13 protein-coding genes are annotated in these 14,332 nt (G+C 72.3%); 10 read left to right on the top strand and 3 right to left on the bottom strand.

Annotated elements, in window-relative coordinates; all coding sequences use genetic code 11:
- Positions 1-11: 11 nt before the first annotated feature.
- The 3 genes from ACTWPW_RS33130 to ACTWPW_RS33120 all read left to right on the top strand — a co-directional run bounded on the left by ACTWPW_RS33130 (position 12) and on the right by ACTWPW_RS33120 (position 3,745).
- The gene (locus ACTWPW_RS33130; protein WP_443170910.1) at positions 12-1,355 is read left to right on the top strand and encodes an acyltransferase family protein; all 1,344 of its coding nucleotides are present in this window, start codon (positions 12-14) and stop codon (positions 1,353-1,355) included.
- A 426-nt stretch (positions 1,356-1,781) separates the two neighbouring features.
- Positions 1,782-2,972: a hypothetical protein gene (locus ACTWPW_RS33125; RefSeq protein WP_443170909.1), complete on the top strand. Its 1,191-nt coding sequence runs from the start codon at positions 1,782-1,784 to the stop codon at positions 2,970-2,972.
- A 125-nt stretch (positions 2,973-3,097) separates the two neighbouring features.
- Positions 3,098-3,745 carry a Uma2 family endonuclease gene (locus tag ACTWPW_RS33120; protein ID WP_443170908.1) on the top strand — a complete coding sequence of 216 codons (648 nt, stop codon included), beginning with the start codon at positions 3,098-3,100 and terminating at the stop codon, positions 3,743-3,745.
- Here the strand turns inward: ACTWPW_RS33120 and ACTWPW_RS33115 are convergent.
- Together ACTWPW_RS33115 and ACTWPW_RS33110 are read right to left on the bottom strand one after the other, a co-directional pair.
- Positions 3,742-4,365, bottom strand: a complete 624-nt coding sequence (locus ACTWPW_RS33115) for an FMN-dependent NADH-azoreductase (RefSeq protein ID WP_375116499.1) — start codon at positions 4,363-4,365, stop codon at positions 3,742-3,744. The two genes, ACTWPW_RS33120 and ACTWPW_RS33115, sit on opposite strands and share 4 nt — an antisense overlap.
- A 140-nt stretch (positions 4,366-4,505) precedes the next feature.
- Positions 4,506-5,798 (bottom strand): ABC transporter ATP-binding protein, encoded by a 1,293-nt coding sequence (locus tag ACTWPW_RS33110; RefSeq protein ID WP_375116498.1) that lies wholly within the window; start codon positions 5,796-5,798, stop codon positions 4,506-4,508.
- A 235-nt stretch (positions 5,799-6,033) separates the two neighbouring features.
- Between ACTWPW_RS33110 and ACTWPW_RS33105 the strand changes: the two genes are divergently transcribed.
- The 3 genes from ACTWPW_RS33105 to ACTWPW_RS33095 are packed head-to-tail and all read left to right on the top strand — an operon-like array spanning position 6,034 to position 9,418.
- The gene (locus tag ACTWPW_RS33105) at positions 6,034-7,527 is read left to right on the top strand and encodes a glycoside hydrolase family 13 protein (RefSeq protein ID WP_443170907.1); all 1,494 of its coding nucleotides are present in this window, start codon (positions 6,034-6,036) and stop codon (positions 7,525-7,527) included.
- Positions 7,524-8,549 carry a LacI family DNA-binding transcriptional regulator gene (locus ACTWPW_RS33100; protein WP_375116496.1) on the top strand — a complete coding sequence of 342 codons (1,026 nt, stop codon included), beginning with the start codon at positions 7,524-7,526 and terminating at the stop codon, positions 8,547-8,549. Before ACTWPW_RS33105 ends, ACTWPW_RS33100 begins: the two co-directional genes overlap by 4 nt.
- The gene (locus ACTWPW_RS33095; protein WP_443170906.1) at positions 8,546-9,418 is read left to right on the top strand and encodes a carbohydrate kinase family protein; all 873 of its coding nucleotides are present in this window, start codon (positions 8,546-8,548) and stop codon (positions 9,416-9,418) included. The genes ACTWPW_RS33100 and ACTWPW_RS33095 overlap by 4 nt, the downstream gene beginning before the upstream one ends.
- A 5-nt stretch (positions 9,419-9,423) precedes the next feature.
- On the opposite strand, the gene ACTWPW_RS33090 is transcribed toward ACTWPW_RS33095, so the two are convergent.
- Entirely contained in the window at positions 9,424-10,635 is a 1,212-nt protein-coding gene (locus ACTWPW_RS33090; protein WP_375116494.1) for an MFS transporter, read from the bottom strand.
- A gap of 140 nt (positions 10,636-10,775) precedes the next feature.
- On the opposite strand from ACTWPW_RS33090, the gene ACTWPW_RS33085 reads away from it, so the two are divergent.
- The 4 genes from ACTWPW_RS33085 to ACTWPW_RS33070 all read left to right on the top strand — a co-directional run bounded on the left by ACTWPW_RS33085 (position 10,776) and on the right by ACTWPW_RS33070 (position 14,224).
- Positions 10,776-11,702, top strand: a complete 927-nt coding sequence (locus tag ACTWPW_RS33085) for a sugar kinase (RefSeq protein ID WP_443170905.1) — start codon at positions 10,776-10,778, stop codon at positions 11,700-11,702.
- 23 nt (positions 11,703-11,725) lie between these two features.
- Positions 11,726-12,346 (top strand): bifunctional 4-hydroxy-2-oxoglutarate aldolase/2-dehydro-3-deoxy-phosphogluconate aldolase, encoded by a 621-nt coding sequence (locus tag ACTWPW_RS33080; protein WP_364112322.1) that lies wholly within the window; start codon positions 11,726-11,728, stop codon positions 12,344-12,346.
- Positions 12,347-12,351: 5 nt separating this feature from the next.
- Positions 12,352-13,071: a FadR/GntR family transcriptional regulator gene (locus ACTWPW_RS33075; protein WP_375116492.1), complete on the top strand. Its 720-nt coding sequence runs from the start codon at positions 12,352-12,354 to the stop codon at positions 13,069-13,071.
- Between the two features lie 247 nt (positions 13,072-13,318).
- Positions 13,319-14,224, top strand: a complete 906-nt coding sequence (locus tag ACTWPW_RS33070; protein ID WP_443170904.1) for a D-isomer specific 2-hydroxyacid dehydrogenase family protein — start codon at positions 13,319-13,321, stop codon at positions 14,222-14,224.
- The last annotated feature ends 108 nt before the right edge of the window (positions 14,225-14,332 follow it).

Genomic DNA, 14,332 nt, shown 5'->3' with positions numbered 1-14,332 from the left:
AGTTGGGGCGAGTGTCCGCCACCGCCGCCGCCCTGCCCGCGCCCACCCCCGTCGCGAGGCTCGCCTGGCTGGACGCCCTGCGCGGCATCGGCGCCCTCGCGGTGGTGGCCGAGCACCTGCTGCCCTGGTTCCTGCCGGCTCTCCGGCCTTACTGGTTCAACCTGGGCGTCTACGGCATTCTGGTGTTCTTCCTGGTCAGCGGCTACATCATCCCGACCTCCCTGGAGCGCCACGGCGACGTGCGCGCCTTCTGGATCAGCCGCTTCTTCCGCCTCTACCCCCTCTACCTCGCCGTCATCGTCCTGGTCCTGGCGCTGGCCTGGTGGGTGCCGGTGCGGGAGGCCGTGCCGCGCGACGGGAGCGCGGTGGCGGCGCACGCGACCATGCTGCTCGACGTCGTCAGCGTCGGCGGGGTGGCCGACACCATGTGGACGCTCTCGTACGAGATGGTGTTCTACCTGCTGGTCACGGCGCTGTTCCTGACGGGCGGGCACGGGCGCAGCGGGCTGCTGGCGATGCTGTTCGCGGCCGGGGCCGTGGTGGTCGGGCTGGTCGCGCCGGGGGCGGTGCTGGGCGGCGGGTGGCCGGCGTACGCGTCGTGCGCGGTGTTCGTCGTGGGGCTGGCGGGCGTGCTGCTGGGCAGGCTCCGTACGGCCGCGGCCTGCGTGCTCGGGCTCATGGCGGTGGTGTTGCTGGTGCTGAGCAGCCGGGTGCCGTGGCTGGGGACGGCGGTGCTGGCGGTGATGTTCGCGGGCACGGCCATCCACCGGTGGGAGCGGGGCAACGGCGGCCTGTGGCCGGTGGCGGTCACCGCGGCGCTGGTCGGGATCTCGCCGCTGTGGGCCATCGAGAGCGGCTGGTGGTGGGTGCAGGCCGACGTGTGGTTCACGACGATCGCGCTGGCCGGAGCCACGTTCGCGGGCGGGATGGCGCTGCGCGGGCGGCGGCTGCCCCGGCTGCTCGTGTGGTTCGGGCTGATCAGCTACTCGCTCTACCTGGTGCACCATCCGCTGCTGAAATACTTCGTGGAGGTCACCGGTGACCTGCGGCGGGCGGAGGTGCCCCGCCAGGTCGCCATGGCGGTGCTGGCCGTCGCCCTGGTCGTGGGCGCCAGCGCGCTGACCTACCGCTACGTCGAGCGTCCCATGCAGGAGATGGGCCGCCGCGTGTCACGCCGGTGCCGTGGCGGGCTCCAGGGCGGGCCTGAGGGCGGGCTTCAGGGCGGGCTTCAGGGCGGGGGCGATGCCGGGGTGGCGGGACAGGGCGCGGGAGACCACGGGGTCCTCGGCCATGAGGAAGGCCAGGTGCCTGACCGCGTGCGCGACCACGTTGGCCAGGGCGAGCCGCTCAGGTGACGGCGTCGCCGGGGCCCGGCCGCGGGCGATCTCCAGCACGGGCACCTCGACCGCGGGCAACCAGGGCGACGGATCGGGGCAGACCGCGTACGTCAGCACGACCTTCCCGTCCGGCTCATATCGCCAGCTCGTGGAGTGCACGACGACGTCCGGGTCGCCGGCGGCGACCCCGCTGAGCCGCCGCGCCGCCTCATCAGGGCTTTCCCCGCGTAGCGGCTGGGTAATGGCATGCCGGTAGGACCAGCGATTGTCGGTGCCCACCCGTAGCATGAGCGTCTCAACCGAGACCACGTGTCTTCCCGTCACCGCCACCAACTTCCTGCCCATCATATGCAAGTGCGTTCCCAACGCATATTGTCTCCCGCTCTTGAACACCGCGGCGGACCGGGCTGTAGTCGAGGGCGTGCGAGAGAGAGGCCGACAGCCATGCCCGGTTTGCTGGTGCTGATGGGGTCGGGCGAGACGAGCCCGACCATGGTCGAGATCCACCGTGCCGCGGCGCGGACGCTCCGCCCGGGGGCGCGAGCCGTGCTGCTCGACACTCCCTACGCCTTCCAGGAGAACAGCGCCGACATCTCCGCCCGCGCCTGCCGATACTTCGCCCACAGCGTCGGGCTGGATGTCGAGGTGGCTCCCGCGATCACGGGCGCCGACTGGGTGTTCTCCGGGCCCGGCAGCCCGACGTATGCGCTGGACCGGTGGGCGGGCTCCGGGGTCGCGGGCGACCTGCGGGCCCGGATTCGCGCTCGCGAGGGGGTGACCGTGCTCGCCTCGGCGGCGGCCTGCACGGCGGGGCTGGCCACCGTGCCGGTCTACGAGATCTACAAGGTGGGCGCGGAGCCCCACTGGCGCGAGGGCATCGACCTGCTGGAGCCGCTGGGGCTGCAGGCCGTGCTGATCCCGCACTTCGACAACGCCGAGGGCGGCACCCACGACACCCGCTACTGCTACCTCGGCGAGCGCCGCCTGTCGCGCATGGAGCGCGAGCTGCCGGCGGGCACGGCGGTCCTCGGGCTCGACGAGCACACGGCGCTGGTCGTCGACCTGGAGAGCGAGTCGGTGCGGGTGGCGGGCCGGGGCGGCCTGACCGTGCGCCGGCCGGGGTCGCTGACGGTGCTGCCGTCGGGGAGCCGTACGCACCTGGCCGAGCTGCGCCGCCTGGCCGAGGGCCGGGCCGGCACCCCGGCCCCGCCCCCGCCCGGCCCCGTCGAGACCACTCCCGCCGAGGTGACGCTGGAGGAGTCCATCCAGTCGTGCGAGGAGCTGTTCAAGGCCGCCGCCGCCCGCCCCGACATGGTGGCCGCCGCCCAGGCCGTGCTCGACCTGGAGGCGGAGATCGTCAAGTGGGCCGCCGACACGGAGGAGGACGCGGGCGGGGTGGAGCAGGCCAGGGAGCTGATGCGGCTGCTCATCGCCCGGCTCGGCGAGCTCGCCTCGACGGCGACCCAGCGCTCCCAGGGCCTGCCCGCCCTGGTGGAGCCGCTGCTGGTGCTGCGGGCGGAGCTTCGGGAGAAGGGGTGCTACGACGTGGCGGACGCGCTGCGGGCGGCGATGGCACGCGGCGGCGTCCTGATCGAGGACACCCCGGACGGCCCCCGCTGGACCCCGCCCTCCTGACCCCGGACGAACATCCGCGGATCACGGACAGCCCCGGTAAAGCGCAGGTAATCTGATCACGTCACTCGACGTGCTCGTCCGGTCACGCCTGGCTCCCGGCTGGTGTCCGTGCGAGACTCTCATTCATGGAAGGCGATGAGGCGATGACTGCTCTGCCGGATCACGGCTGGCTGGATGCGCATCCGCCGCCCGGCCGCGCGAGGCTCTTCTCCGTGCCACATGCCAAAGGTGACTACACCGTCGAGGACTGGCTCAGGCTGCCCGAAACCGGGGAGCGCATAGAGTTGATCGACGGGAGTTTCCTGGTGAGTCCCATGCCCGGCTACGATCACGCGATCGCTGCCAAGCGCCTGCTCCGGATTCTTGACGACGCCCGTCCCGAGGACTACGAGGTGGTGGAGACGGGCAACCTCGAGGTCGGTGAGGACGGCCTGATCCCCGACATCGTGGTGGGGCATGCCGAGGCGATGCTCTCGGGGGTGTCCAAGCTCTCATCGGGCGACGTCGTCTGCGTGGTCGAAATCGTCAGCCCCGGCAAGAGCAGCCACCGACGCGACTACGAGATCAAGCCGCCGAAATATGCCGCCGGTGGCATACCGGTCTTCATCAGGGTCGAGCTGCAGGGTGACGGTGCTCCGCGGGTCGAGGTCTTCAACCTGGGTGCCCGCGGTTACGAGCTGGTGGCCGAGGCCAAGGCGGGGGACACACTGACGGTCGGCATCCCCTACCCGGTCTCCTTCGATCCGGCCGCGCTCACCGGGCTCCGCCGCTAGAACGTCCTGGCGACTTCCCTGGCCCGCTCGCCCGCCTGCTTGCGCTCGTTCTCGTACGACCCCGTCAGCGTCGGATGGTGCCGGATCTCCTGGACGTCGGCGATGCCGGCCCACGTCAGCCATCCGCCGAAGAACGTGGACTGGAAGTCGGTGCCGAACTCCGGCCCCAGCGCCGGGCCCCAGACGGAGCTGGTGTAGACGACGGCCGCGCGCTTGCCGGTCAGCAGGGCGCGGTAGCCGGTCTCGGGATGCACGTCGAAGATCATCGCCGGCTGGCTGACGACGTCGATGAACTGCTTCAGCTTGTACGGCACCCCCGAGTTCCACATCGGCACGCTGAACAGGTAACGGTCATAGGCGTCGAACCGCTCGAAGGTTCGCACGGCGGCCGCCCACGCCTCCGCCTGCTCGCCCACCGGCGTGCCGCCCCCGAACACGGTCATCTTGGCGCCCGCGGCGGCGGGGCCGAACTCCGGGAGCGTCCCGTCCCACAGGTCGAAGTGGTCCACGCGGGAGCCCGGGTGGGTGGCCAGGTACTCGTCGGTGAAGGTCCGCGCGAGGTCCAGCGAGATCGACTCGCTGCCGCGCGGGGAGGCCGAGATGTGCAGCAGGTGGCTCATGAGATCAGGTCCCTTCAACTTTCCGGACTGCGGTCCGGTTGCTGCTCCCGAAGATACGGACTGTGGTCCGGTTGGTCAAGGGCAAAAGAAACGGCCGGTCGCCATGGTGGCGTCCGGCCTGGAAGGGGGAGAAGGAAGGGCTAGCGGCGCGGGGGGTCGATGCGGGCGCCGTCCGAGGTGAAGATCATGATGCGGGAGAGGTCCACCGCCACCTTGGCAGCGTCGCCGGCGCGCCAGACGGGGCGGTTCCCGAGCCGGATGATCAGGTCCGACCGGCGGTGGATGCCGCTGTTCGGGTGCTGGCCCACCTGCTCCTGGTCCTGCGGCTCCTCCCTGGGGTGCGAGAACAGCCGCCGTACCAGGTTGGACACCATGCCGTGCCCGTTCTTCTCGCCGTTGACGCGGCTCCCGCGCCCGCGCGGGTCCGGCGGCTCGGGCACCGGTACGGCCGGCATGCCGCACTCCAGGTACGCCAGCCATTCGTGCCCGTGATACTCCAGCGCCCGCACCCGCCCGAAGAACGACGGCCCGTCGTACGACTCCGGCACCGGGGCCAGCCCGTCCGGCCGCAGCCCGATGAGGACCTGCCCGCCCGTGTGCTGCGAGATGGCGTACGCCCTGGGATCGCTCCACGGCATCGTCAGCCTGTGCGGGCCGAAGTCGAGCATCACATATTGGTTCTGCGGAGTCCTGACACCCGCCGCCAACAGGTTCAACTGCTGGGAGTTGAGAAAAGCCGCCACGAAGGCCGTCGCTGGATCGTTGTAAATCTGGGCCGGAGTTCCGACGTCCTGCAGGACGCCGCGATTCAGGATCGCGATCCGGTCCGCCAGCGTCAGGGCCTCCACCTGGTCGTGCGTGACGTAGATCGTGGTGACGCCGAGCGACCTGACCAGCGACGAGATCTCCATCCGCAGCTCGGTGCGCATGCCGGCGTCCAGGTTCGACAGCGGCTCGTCCATGAGGAACAGCTTGGGCTGGCGGACGATCGCCCGGCCCATCGCCACCCGTTGCCGCTGGCCGCCGGAGAGCGTGCCAGGACGGCGGTCGAGCGTCTCGTCGATGTGTAACGCCTTGGACAGCTCGGTGACGCGCTCGCGCACCAGGCCGGGATCGGACTTGGCGATCTCCAGGGGGAAGGCGATGTTCCCGCGTACCGTCCGGTGCGGGTAGAGCGCGCCGTTCTGGAACACCATCGCCACGTCGCGGTCACGCGGGGCCAGGTGGTTGGCCATCTGCCCGTCCAGCCAGAGGTCCCCTTCGGTTATCTCCTCCAAGCCCGCGATCATGCGGAGCAACGTGGACTTGCCGCATCCGGAGGGGCCGAGGAGGACGAGGAACTCGCCGTCTTCCGCCCGCAGGCTCAGCCGGTCGACTGCGAGGTAGTCGCCCGGATACACCTTGGTCACTTTGTCGAGAACGACCGAGCTCATGGGCCCACACCTTGCGTGTCACCTGTGACGAGGCTGATTGAAGAGGTAGTACATCGCGCCTTAACGCTACATGTCCACCCTTGACATAAAGATTCTCGTTCGTGGGGGTTTCGGTCGGGGGTTTTGGGTGTCCGTACACCGAAATTTCCGGTTCTGGGCTCTGTGGAAGGGCTTGCGTAAAGTTGCGGAAAGAGCTTTCATAGTCGGAACGTACGGGGGAGATTCGGGGGAAACCATGACCGCTTGGTGGCGGAACGCCGCGATCTACCAGGTCTACGTGCGCAGTTTCGCTGATGGCAACGGCGACGGGATCGGGGACCTGATCGGCGTTCGCGATCGCCTGCCGTATCTCGCGGAGCTGGGCGTGGACGCCATCTGGCTGACGCCGTTCTACACCTCGCCCATGGCGGACTTCGGCTACGACGTGGCGGACTACAGGGACGTTGACCCGCTGTTCGGATCACTTGCGGATGCCAAGGCGCTCATCGACGAGGCGCACGGCCACGGGCTGCGGGTCATCGTGGACGTGGTCCCGAACCACACCTCCTCCGCCCACCCCTGGTTCCAGGAGGCGCTGCGCGGCGAGCACCGCGACCGCTACATCTTCCGTGACCGGCCCAACGACTGGGAGTCGATCTTCGGCGGTCCGGCGTGGACGCAGGTCGAGGACGGGCACTGGTACCTGCACCTGTTCGACTCCGCGCAGCCGGACCTGAACTGGGACAACCAGGAGGTGCGCGGGGAGTTCGAGTCGATCCTGCGCTTCTGGCTCGACCTGGGCGTCGACGGCTTCCGCGTGGACGTGGCGCACGGCATGGTCAAGCCGCGCGGCCTGCCCGACATCGGCCGCGGCAACCAGGCCAGGATGGTCGGCAGGGAGCCGGTGCCGTTCTTCGACAACGACGGCGTGCACGAGATCCACCGCGCCTGGCGGCGCGTGCTCGACTCCTACCCGGGCGAGCGCATCGGCGTGGCCGAGGCGTGGGCGCCGACGGCCGAGCGGCTGGCCATGTACGTCCGCCCGGACGAGCTGCACCAGGCGTTCAACTTCCACTACCTGTTCACCCCGTGGGACGCCGCCGAGCTGCGCGCGGTGATCGACTCCTCGCTGGCCACGGCCGCCTCCGTGGGCGCGCCGACTACCTGGGTGCTGTCAAACCACGACGTCAAGCGGCACGTGACCCGCTACGGCAGCCTGGCCAGGGCCCGCGCCGCCGCGCTGCTGACGCTCGCCCTGCCCGGCTCCGCCTACGTCTACCAGGGCGACGAGCTCGGCCTGCCCGAGGTGCTCGACCTGCCGGCGGAGCTGTGCCAGGACCCCCAGCGGCTGCGCGACCCCGACAGCGGCCGCGACGGCTGCCGGGTGCCGCTGCCCTGGACCCGGGAGTCCGGCTGGAGCGACCCCTGGCTGCCCATCCCGGCGGACTGGGCCGAGCTGAGCGTGCAGGCCCAGCAGGGCGTGCCCGGCTCGACGCTGGAGCTGTACCGGGAGGCGCTGCGGCTGCGGCGCGACCTGGAAGGGGAGCTCACCTGGCACGACTCGCCGGAGGGCACGCTCGTGTTCTCCCGGGGCGAGTTCGTCTGCGCCGTCAACCTGACCGCGGCACCCGTGGACTTCGGGCTCGATGAGTTGTTCGGCGGGGAGTTCGGCGGGGAGCTCCTGCTCGCCTCCGATGTCCCTGGAGCAGCGGATTCGGCGGCCTGGTGGAAAGTAAAGTGTGTGCCATGAACGGTCACGCTCGCCTAGCCGACATCGCCGCCCAGGCCGGGGTGAGTGAGGCCACGGTCAGCCGGGTGCTCAACGGCAAACCCGGTGTCTCGGCCGCCACCCGCCAGGCGGTCATGACCGCGCTCGACCTCATGGGCTACGAGCGCCCGCCCCGCCTGCGGCAACGCAGCAACGGGCTGATCGGCCTGGTGACGCCCGAGCTGGACAACCCGATCTTCCCCGCGTTCGCGCAGGCCATCGAGAAGGCGCTGACCCAACACGGCTACACGCCCGTGCTGTGCACCCAGCTGCCCGGCGGCGCGCCCGAGGACGAGTTCACCGAGCTGCTCGTCGATCGCGGCGTGAGCGGCATCGTGTTCGTCTCCGGCCTGCACGCCGACACCACCGCCCGGATGGACCGCTACACCCGCCTGACCGACCGCGGGCTGCCGATCGTGCTGGTCGACGGCTACAGCGAGCACATCGACGCCCCGTTCATCTCGCCCGACGACCGCCTGGCCGCGCGGCTGGCCGTGCAGCACCTGGTCGACCTCGGCCACGAGCGGATCGGGATCGCGCTGGGGCCGCGCCGGTTCGTGCCGGTGATCAGGAAGATCGAGGGCTACAAGCAGGCCATGGCCCAGCTGCTCGGCGCGGCCGACGTCGACGACCTGATCTCGCACTCGCTGTTCTCGGTCGAGGGCGGGCAGGCCGCCGCCGCGCAGCTGCTCGCCCGCGGCTGCACCGGCATCGTGTGCGCGAGCGACCTGATGGCGCTGGGTGCGATCCGCGCCTGCAGGCAGAAGGGGCTGTCGGTGCCGGGAGAGGTGTCCGTGGTCGGGTTCGACGACTCGCCGCTGATCGCGTTCACCGATCCGCCGCTGACCACCGTGCGCAAGCCGATCGGCGCGATGGCCTCGGCGGCCGTGCAGACGCTGCTCGAAGAGGTCAACGGCGCCCCCGCCAAGCACGTCGAGCTGATCTTCCAGCCCGAGCTGGTCGTGCGCGGCTCCACCGGCTCCGGCCCGCTGGTCAACCGATGACGCGGGACGTCCTCGTCCTGGGCGGCGCCGGGGTGGACACGACGGTCTACGTGCCCGAGCTGCCGCTGCCGTACAAGGACACCTATCTGGTCCCCCCGGTCGTCGACCGGATCGGCAGCACCGGCGCCGGCGTGGCGCTGGGCTGCCACGCGCTCGGGCTCGGCGTCGCGTTCGCCGACCTCATCGGCGACGACCCGCAGGGCGCGCTGATCCGCCACGCCCTGCGCGACCTCGACTGCCGCTGGGGCCCGGCCGCGGCGGGCACCCGGCGCAGCGTCCTGCTCGTGGGGCCCGACGGGCGGCGCACCTCGCTCCACGACCCGAAGTTCACGCCCGGCGAGCGGCTGCCCCGGGAGCTGTACTCCGACGTGCGGCCCCGCCACGTACACGTGTCGATCATGAACTTCTGCCGCCACGTCTACCCCGACCTGGACGGCGTGCCCGTCTCCACCGACCTGCACGACTGGGACGGCGCCGCCGACTACCAGAAGGACTTCGCCTACGGCTCCGACCTGGTCTTCCTGTCGGCCGCCGCCCTGCCCGACCCCGCCGCCACGATGCGCGACATCCTGGAGCGCGGGCGCGCTCACACGGTCGTGTGCACGCGCGGCGCCGGCGGCTGTCTCGTCCTGACGCGCGGCTCCGAGGTGCGCGCCTTCCCGGCCGCGCCGCTGCCCGGACCGGTGGCCGACAGCAACGGCGCCGGCGACGCGTTCGTCTCCGGATTCCTGTACGGCACCCTGCGCGGCAGGCCGCTGGAGGAGTGCGTGCGCCTGGGGGCGATCGCCGGCGCGCACGCCTGCACGGTCGCCGGCACCCACGAGTCCCCGATCACCGAGCGGCTGCTGCTCAACAGGGTCTCGGCGTAGCCCCGTCACATCCTGGCCGGCTGCCGCCGGTCCAGCTCCCGCCAGGTCCGGCAGACGAAGGGCGGGACGGAGATCACCACGTAGACGCAGGTGAAGGCCAGGAGGGTGGCGTCGAGGCCGGTGAGGGCGGTGAGCGAGCCGGCCAGCAGCCCGCCCACCGGCATGCCCGCGTACGCGGCCGCCGTCATGGTGCCGATCACCCGGGCCCGCATCGGGGCGGGGATCCGGTCGTACTGGAGGATGCCCAGGATGGGGTTGATCGCGCCGGCCGCGAACCCCGACACCGCGGTGACGGCGAGCACGGCGGGGAAGGGCGCGCCCACGGCCAGCACCAGCACGCGCGGGACCCCGGCCATGAGGAAGCACAGCCCATAGGTCAGCCTCATGGGTAATCGGTGGCCCGCCGTGCCGTACACGATCGTGCCGGCCACCGCGCCCGCGCCCAGCACGCCGGTGAGCAGCCCGAACACCCGCGGGTCGCCGGCCACGTCGCGCGCGTACAGCACCAGCAGCACCTGCGTCACTCCCGTGTCCAGCAGGTTGACCACCACGATCATCGCGGTGGCGCTCAGCTGCAGCCGGTCGTGCCGGAGGAAGGTCAGCCCGGCCCGCAGGTCGCTCACGTACCCGCCGGATTCGCGCCGCTGCCGGCTGACACGCGGGACCCCGACGGCGATGAACAGCGCGGACAGCAGGAACGTGACCCCGTCCACGAGCAGCAGCAGGCTCGGCCCGAGCCACAGGATCAGCACCCCGGCCAGCGGCGCGCCCACCATCGCGGCCCCGCGGTAGACGCCGTCGTACGCGGCCGTGGCCCGCTCGATCCGCACCCCGGCGATCCCGGCGAGGTCGGGCAGCATGGCCTTGCGCGCGGTCTCCCCGGGCGTGGCCGCCAGCCAGCGGACGAACAGGAGCAGCAGCAGGAGCGGGTAGCTCAGGCCGGTGGTCAGGTAGAGCGCGGGGACGGCCAGCACGATCAGGCCGCTGGCCAGGTCGGACAGCACGCTCGTGACGCGGAACCCGAGCCGGTCCACCAGCGCGCTGCCGAAGGCGGCGGAGATGACGATCGGGAAGGTGGTGGCGAACGAGGCCACGCCCGTCAGCACGGCGCTGCCGGTGATCTCCAGGACGAACCACGGGATGGCGAGGATGGAGAGCATGCTCCCGGTCACGGAAAGGGCGTTGGCGGCCAGCAGGGTGATGAATGGACGCCTCACGCGTTGAGCCCCCGGCATCGGTCTCCGGATTCAGCGTTCCTCATGGGCGGCTTGTGGTCAAGGGAGCCCGTTTGAGGGGATAAGTCGCGATATAAGGTCATTTGATAGTACTATTCCGCCGTGATCGAGAGGTACGAGCTGTGAGCGTCGTGGTCTGTGGCGAGGCGATGCTGCTGATGCTGGCCGAGCCGGGCATCCCCCTGGAGCGCGCCACCGCGTTCCGCCGGTCCGTGGCCGGCGCGGAGAGCAACGTGGCCGCCGGCCTGGTCAGGCTGGGCCACGAGGTGCGCTGGCTGGGCCGGGTCGGCGCGGACCCGGCGGGCAAGTCCGTGCTGGCCATGCTGCGGGCCGAGGGCATCGACACCCGCCACGCCGTCACCGACCCGCACGCGCCGACCGGGCTGCTGCTGCGCGACAGCCACCCGGCCAGGGCCATCGACGTCCAGTACTACCGCGCCGGCTCGGCCGCCTCCAGGCTGGCCCCGGAGGAGCTGGCTCCCGGGATGCTGAGCGGCGCCAGGCTCGTGCACGTCACCGGCATCACGCCGATGTTGTCCGACTCCGCGCACCGGGCCACGCTCCGGCTGCTCGACCTGGCCGCCGAGGCGGGCGCGCTGATCTCGTTCGATCCGAACATCCGGCTCAAACTGGGCGCGCCCGCGCAGTGGCGCGAGCGGGTCGCGCCGCTGCTCGGCCGCGCCGACGTGGTGCTGGCGGGGGAGGACGAGCTGGAGCTGCTCGGCGTGGACCCGGCCGGGCTGGGCGGGCTCGTCGTGGTCAAGCACCGCGACAAGTCGGCCACGTGCGGCGGGCTGCGGCAGGAGGCGTTCCCGGTGCCCGTGACGGATCCGGTGGGGGCGGGGGACGCCTTCGCCGCCGGGTTCCTGTCCGGGCTGCTGCGCGGGGCGCCGTACGAGGTGTGCCTGCGCGAGGCGGCGGCCGTCGCGGCGCTCGTGGTGCAGTGCGCCAACGACACCGACGGGCTGCCCGACCGGGCCGGCCTGGACCGCGCGCTGGCCTCGTTCACCGCCTCGAAAACCGGGGCCGGCGAGACCGTGCACCGCTGATGAGAACGCCAGGAAGGGAAGTCATGTACCGCTGGGAAATCGTCGAGGCCGTCACCGCGCAGCGGGTGTTCGGGATCGTCAGGAGCGCGGGGCCGCAGGAGGCGGTGGCCGCCGCCGAGGCCGTGCTGGACGCCGGGCTGAAGGCCGTGGAGGTGGCGCTCACCACGCCGCGCGCGCTGACCGCCGTCGCGCGGCTCACCGAGCAGCGGCCCGAGGCGCTGGTCGGGGCCGGCACCGTGCTCGACGCCGCCGCCGCCCGCGCCGCCGTGGAGGCCGGCGCGCGCTTCCTGGTCTCGCCGAACCTGCATCCCGAGGTGATCCGCGCCGGGCACCGCTACGGCGTGCCCGTGTTCCCCGGCGTTGCCACGCCGACCGAGATCGTGCGGGCCCTGGAGGAGGGCGCGGACGCGGTGAAGCTCTTCCCGGCCTCCGCCGTGTCGCCGTCGTGGCTGCGCGACGTACGGGCCGCGCTGCCGCAGCTGCCCGCGATCCCCACCGGCGGCGTGACCATCGACAACGCGCCTGACTGGATCGCGGCCGGCGCGGTGGCCTGCGGCATGGGCTCGGCGCTGACCTCGGGCGGCGCGCAGGCGGCGGGGGAGCGGGTCACCGCGCTGCTGGCCCGGCTCGCCCGGGCGCGCTGACCGTCATGGGGCTTCAGGGCCTGCACGGGCAGGTGGTCGACGGGATCGGGTGCTCGCTCGCGGCCGGGGAGATCCGCGCGGGCGAGGTGCTGCGGCTGGAGGACGTCCAGGAGCGGTACGGGGTCTCGCGCACGGTCGCCCGCGAGGCCGTACGCGTGCTGGAGTCCAAGCGCATGGTCACCAGCCGCCCCCGCGTCGGCGTCACCGTGCGCCCGGAGTCCGCGTGGAACCTCTACGACCCCCAGGTGATCCGCTGGCGGCTCGCCTCGCCCCGGCGCGAGGCGCAACTGCGCGAGCTGGCCGAGCTGCGGGCCGCGGTCGAGCCCGCCGCGGCGGCGCTGGCGGCCGGGCACGCCGCGCCCGGCGAGCGGCAGGAGCTCATCGCGCAGGCGCGGGCCCTGATCGGCGCGGCGCGGGCCCGCGACAGCGAGGCGTTCGTGACCGCCGACGCCGCCTTCCACCGGGTCCTGCTCGGCGCCTCGGGCAACGGCATGTTCGCCCAGCTCGCCGAGGTGACCGAGGAACTCCTCGTGGGCCGGCGCGACCTGCTGCTCCTGCCCGAGCGGCTGGACAACCCGGCCGTCCGCCGCCACCTCGACGTGGCCGAGGCGATCGCCGCCGGCCGCGGCGCGGAGGCGGCCCAGGCGGTCGGCTCCATCGTGGCGGCGGCCCGCAACGAGGTCGAACGCATCCTGGACGGCACCGCCTGCCCCCTCCCCACCTGAAACCCCGCGCCCCCGCCCGTGCGCCCCCGCGTCCCGCGCCCCCCGTCCGACGCCTTCAGTGCCGATGAGCTTTCGCCTCACGCCACACCACTCTCAAAAGGACGCCCGCCAACTGCGGGGGGAAAGCCGTGCGGGGGCTCAGGGACGACGGACGGCTGGCCGGAGCGTCAGGGGCGCGGAGCATCCGGACAACCTGGGCGATATATGCTCACACGTGATCAACATCCTCTGACCGGGAGGCCGCCCGATGACCGTCGCCGTTCACGTCGGCCCGGAACCCGTGCCCGTGCTCATCGACGCCGTACGCCAAGCGGGAGGCCGCGTCGTGCCGCTGGCGGAGGCCGAGGCGATCGTCTACTACGGCAGCGACGACCCCGCCGAGGTGCGGTCGATGCTCCACGAGGGCATCCGCTGGGTGCAACTCCCGCACGCGGGCGTCGAGCGCTGGGCCGACGCCGGGGTCATCACCGAGCATCCCGTCTTCACCGCCGCCACCGGCTCCTACGGCCCTGCGGTGGCCGAGCACGCGCTGGCCCTGATGCTGGCCGCCGCCCGCGGGCTGCACCGGGCGGCCCGGGCCACGACGTGGGGACCCAACACCTCCAGGGTGTTCGCCGGCTCGACGGTCGCGATCGTCGGCTGCGGCGGCATCGGCCGGGCGCTGATCCGGATGCTGGAGCCGTTCGGCTGCACGGTGGTGGCGGTCAGCGACAGCGGTGACGTGCCCGGCGCGGCGAAGGTGCTCCCGCGCGCCCGCTACCGCGAGGCGCTGCCGGGGGCCGACTACGTGGTCGTCTCGGCGCCCGCCACCCCGGGCACGCGGGGCATGTTCGGGACGCGCGAGTTCGAGCTCATGGGCACGGACGCGTGGCTGGTGAACGTGGCCAGAGGCGGCCTCGTCGTCACCGGCGACCTGGTGGCGGCGCTGCGCGCGGGCGACATCGGCGGGGCGGCGCTCGACGTCACCGACCCCGAGCCGCTGCCGGCCGGCCACCCGCTGTGGGAGCTGGACAACGTGCTGATCACGCCGCACAGCGCGAACCCCCGTCCCGCCTACTGGCGCGGCCTGGCCGAGCGCGTCACCGCGAACGTGCACCGCTTCCGGGACGGCCTTCCGCTGGAGGGCGTGGTCACCCCGGCCCGCGGCTTCTAGGCCCGGCCGGGTCCGGGCCTTCCGGCGTGGCCGGGCCGAGGCCGCCGCTTCCGGCTCCGGCCGCTGCGGGCACGCAGTGCACCGGTGGTCGGCGGCGCAGCGGCGGTG

The organism is Nonomuraea sp. KM90 (assembly GCF_052246675.1).
GTDB lineage: Bacteria > Actinomycetota > Actinomycetes > Streptosporangiales > Streptosporangiaceae > Nonomuraea.
This window is presented reverse-complemented; position numbering and strand designations above follow the sequence as displayed.

Bases quoted from the DNA above. Each gene is read 5' to 3' on its own strand.
- ACTWPW_RS33095 (WP_443170906.1), top strand. From the start codon at position 8,546: ATGACGCGGGACGTCCTCGTCCTGGGCGGCGCCGGGGTGGACACGACG.
- ACTWPW_RS33125 (WP_443170909.1), top strand. From the start codon at position 1,782: ATGCCCGGTTTGCTGGTGCTGATGGGGTCGGGCGAGACGAGCCCGACC.
- ACTWPW_RS33070 (WP_443170904.1), top strand. From the start codon at position 13,319: ATGACCGTCGCCGTTCACGTCGGCCCGGAACCCGTGCCCGTGCTCATC.
- ACTWPW_RS33115 (WP_375116499.1), bottom strand. From the start codon at position 4,365: ATGAGCCACCTGCTGCACATCTCGGCCTCCCCGCGCGGCAGCGAGTCG.
- ACTWPW_RS33105 (WP_443170907.1), top strand. From the start codon at position 6,034: ATGACCGCTTGGTGGCGGAACGCCGCGATCTACCAGGTCTACGTGCGC.
- ACTWPW_RS33120 (WP_443170908.1), top strand. From the start codon at position 3,098: ATGGAAGGCGATGAGGCGATGACTGCTCTGCCGGATCACGGCTGGCTG.
- ACTWPW_RS33080 (WP_364112322.1), top strand. From the start codon at position 11,726: ATGTACCGCTGGGAAATCGTCGAGGCCGTCACCGCGCAGCGGGTGTTC.
- ACTWPW_RS33110 (WP_375116498.1), bottom strand. From the start codon at position 5,798: ATGAGCTCGGTCGTTCTCGACAAAGTGACCAAGGTGTATCCGGGCGAC.
- ACTWPW_RS33075 (WP_375116492.1), top strand. From the start codon at position 12,352: ATGGGGCTTCAGGGCCTGCACGGGCAGGTGGTCGACGGGATCGGGTGC.
- ACTWPW_RS33100 (WP_375116496.1), top strand. From the start codon at position 7,524: ATGAACGGTCACGCTCGCCTAGCCGACATCGCCGCCCAGGCCGGGGTG.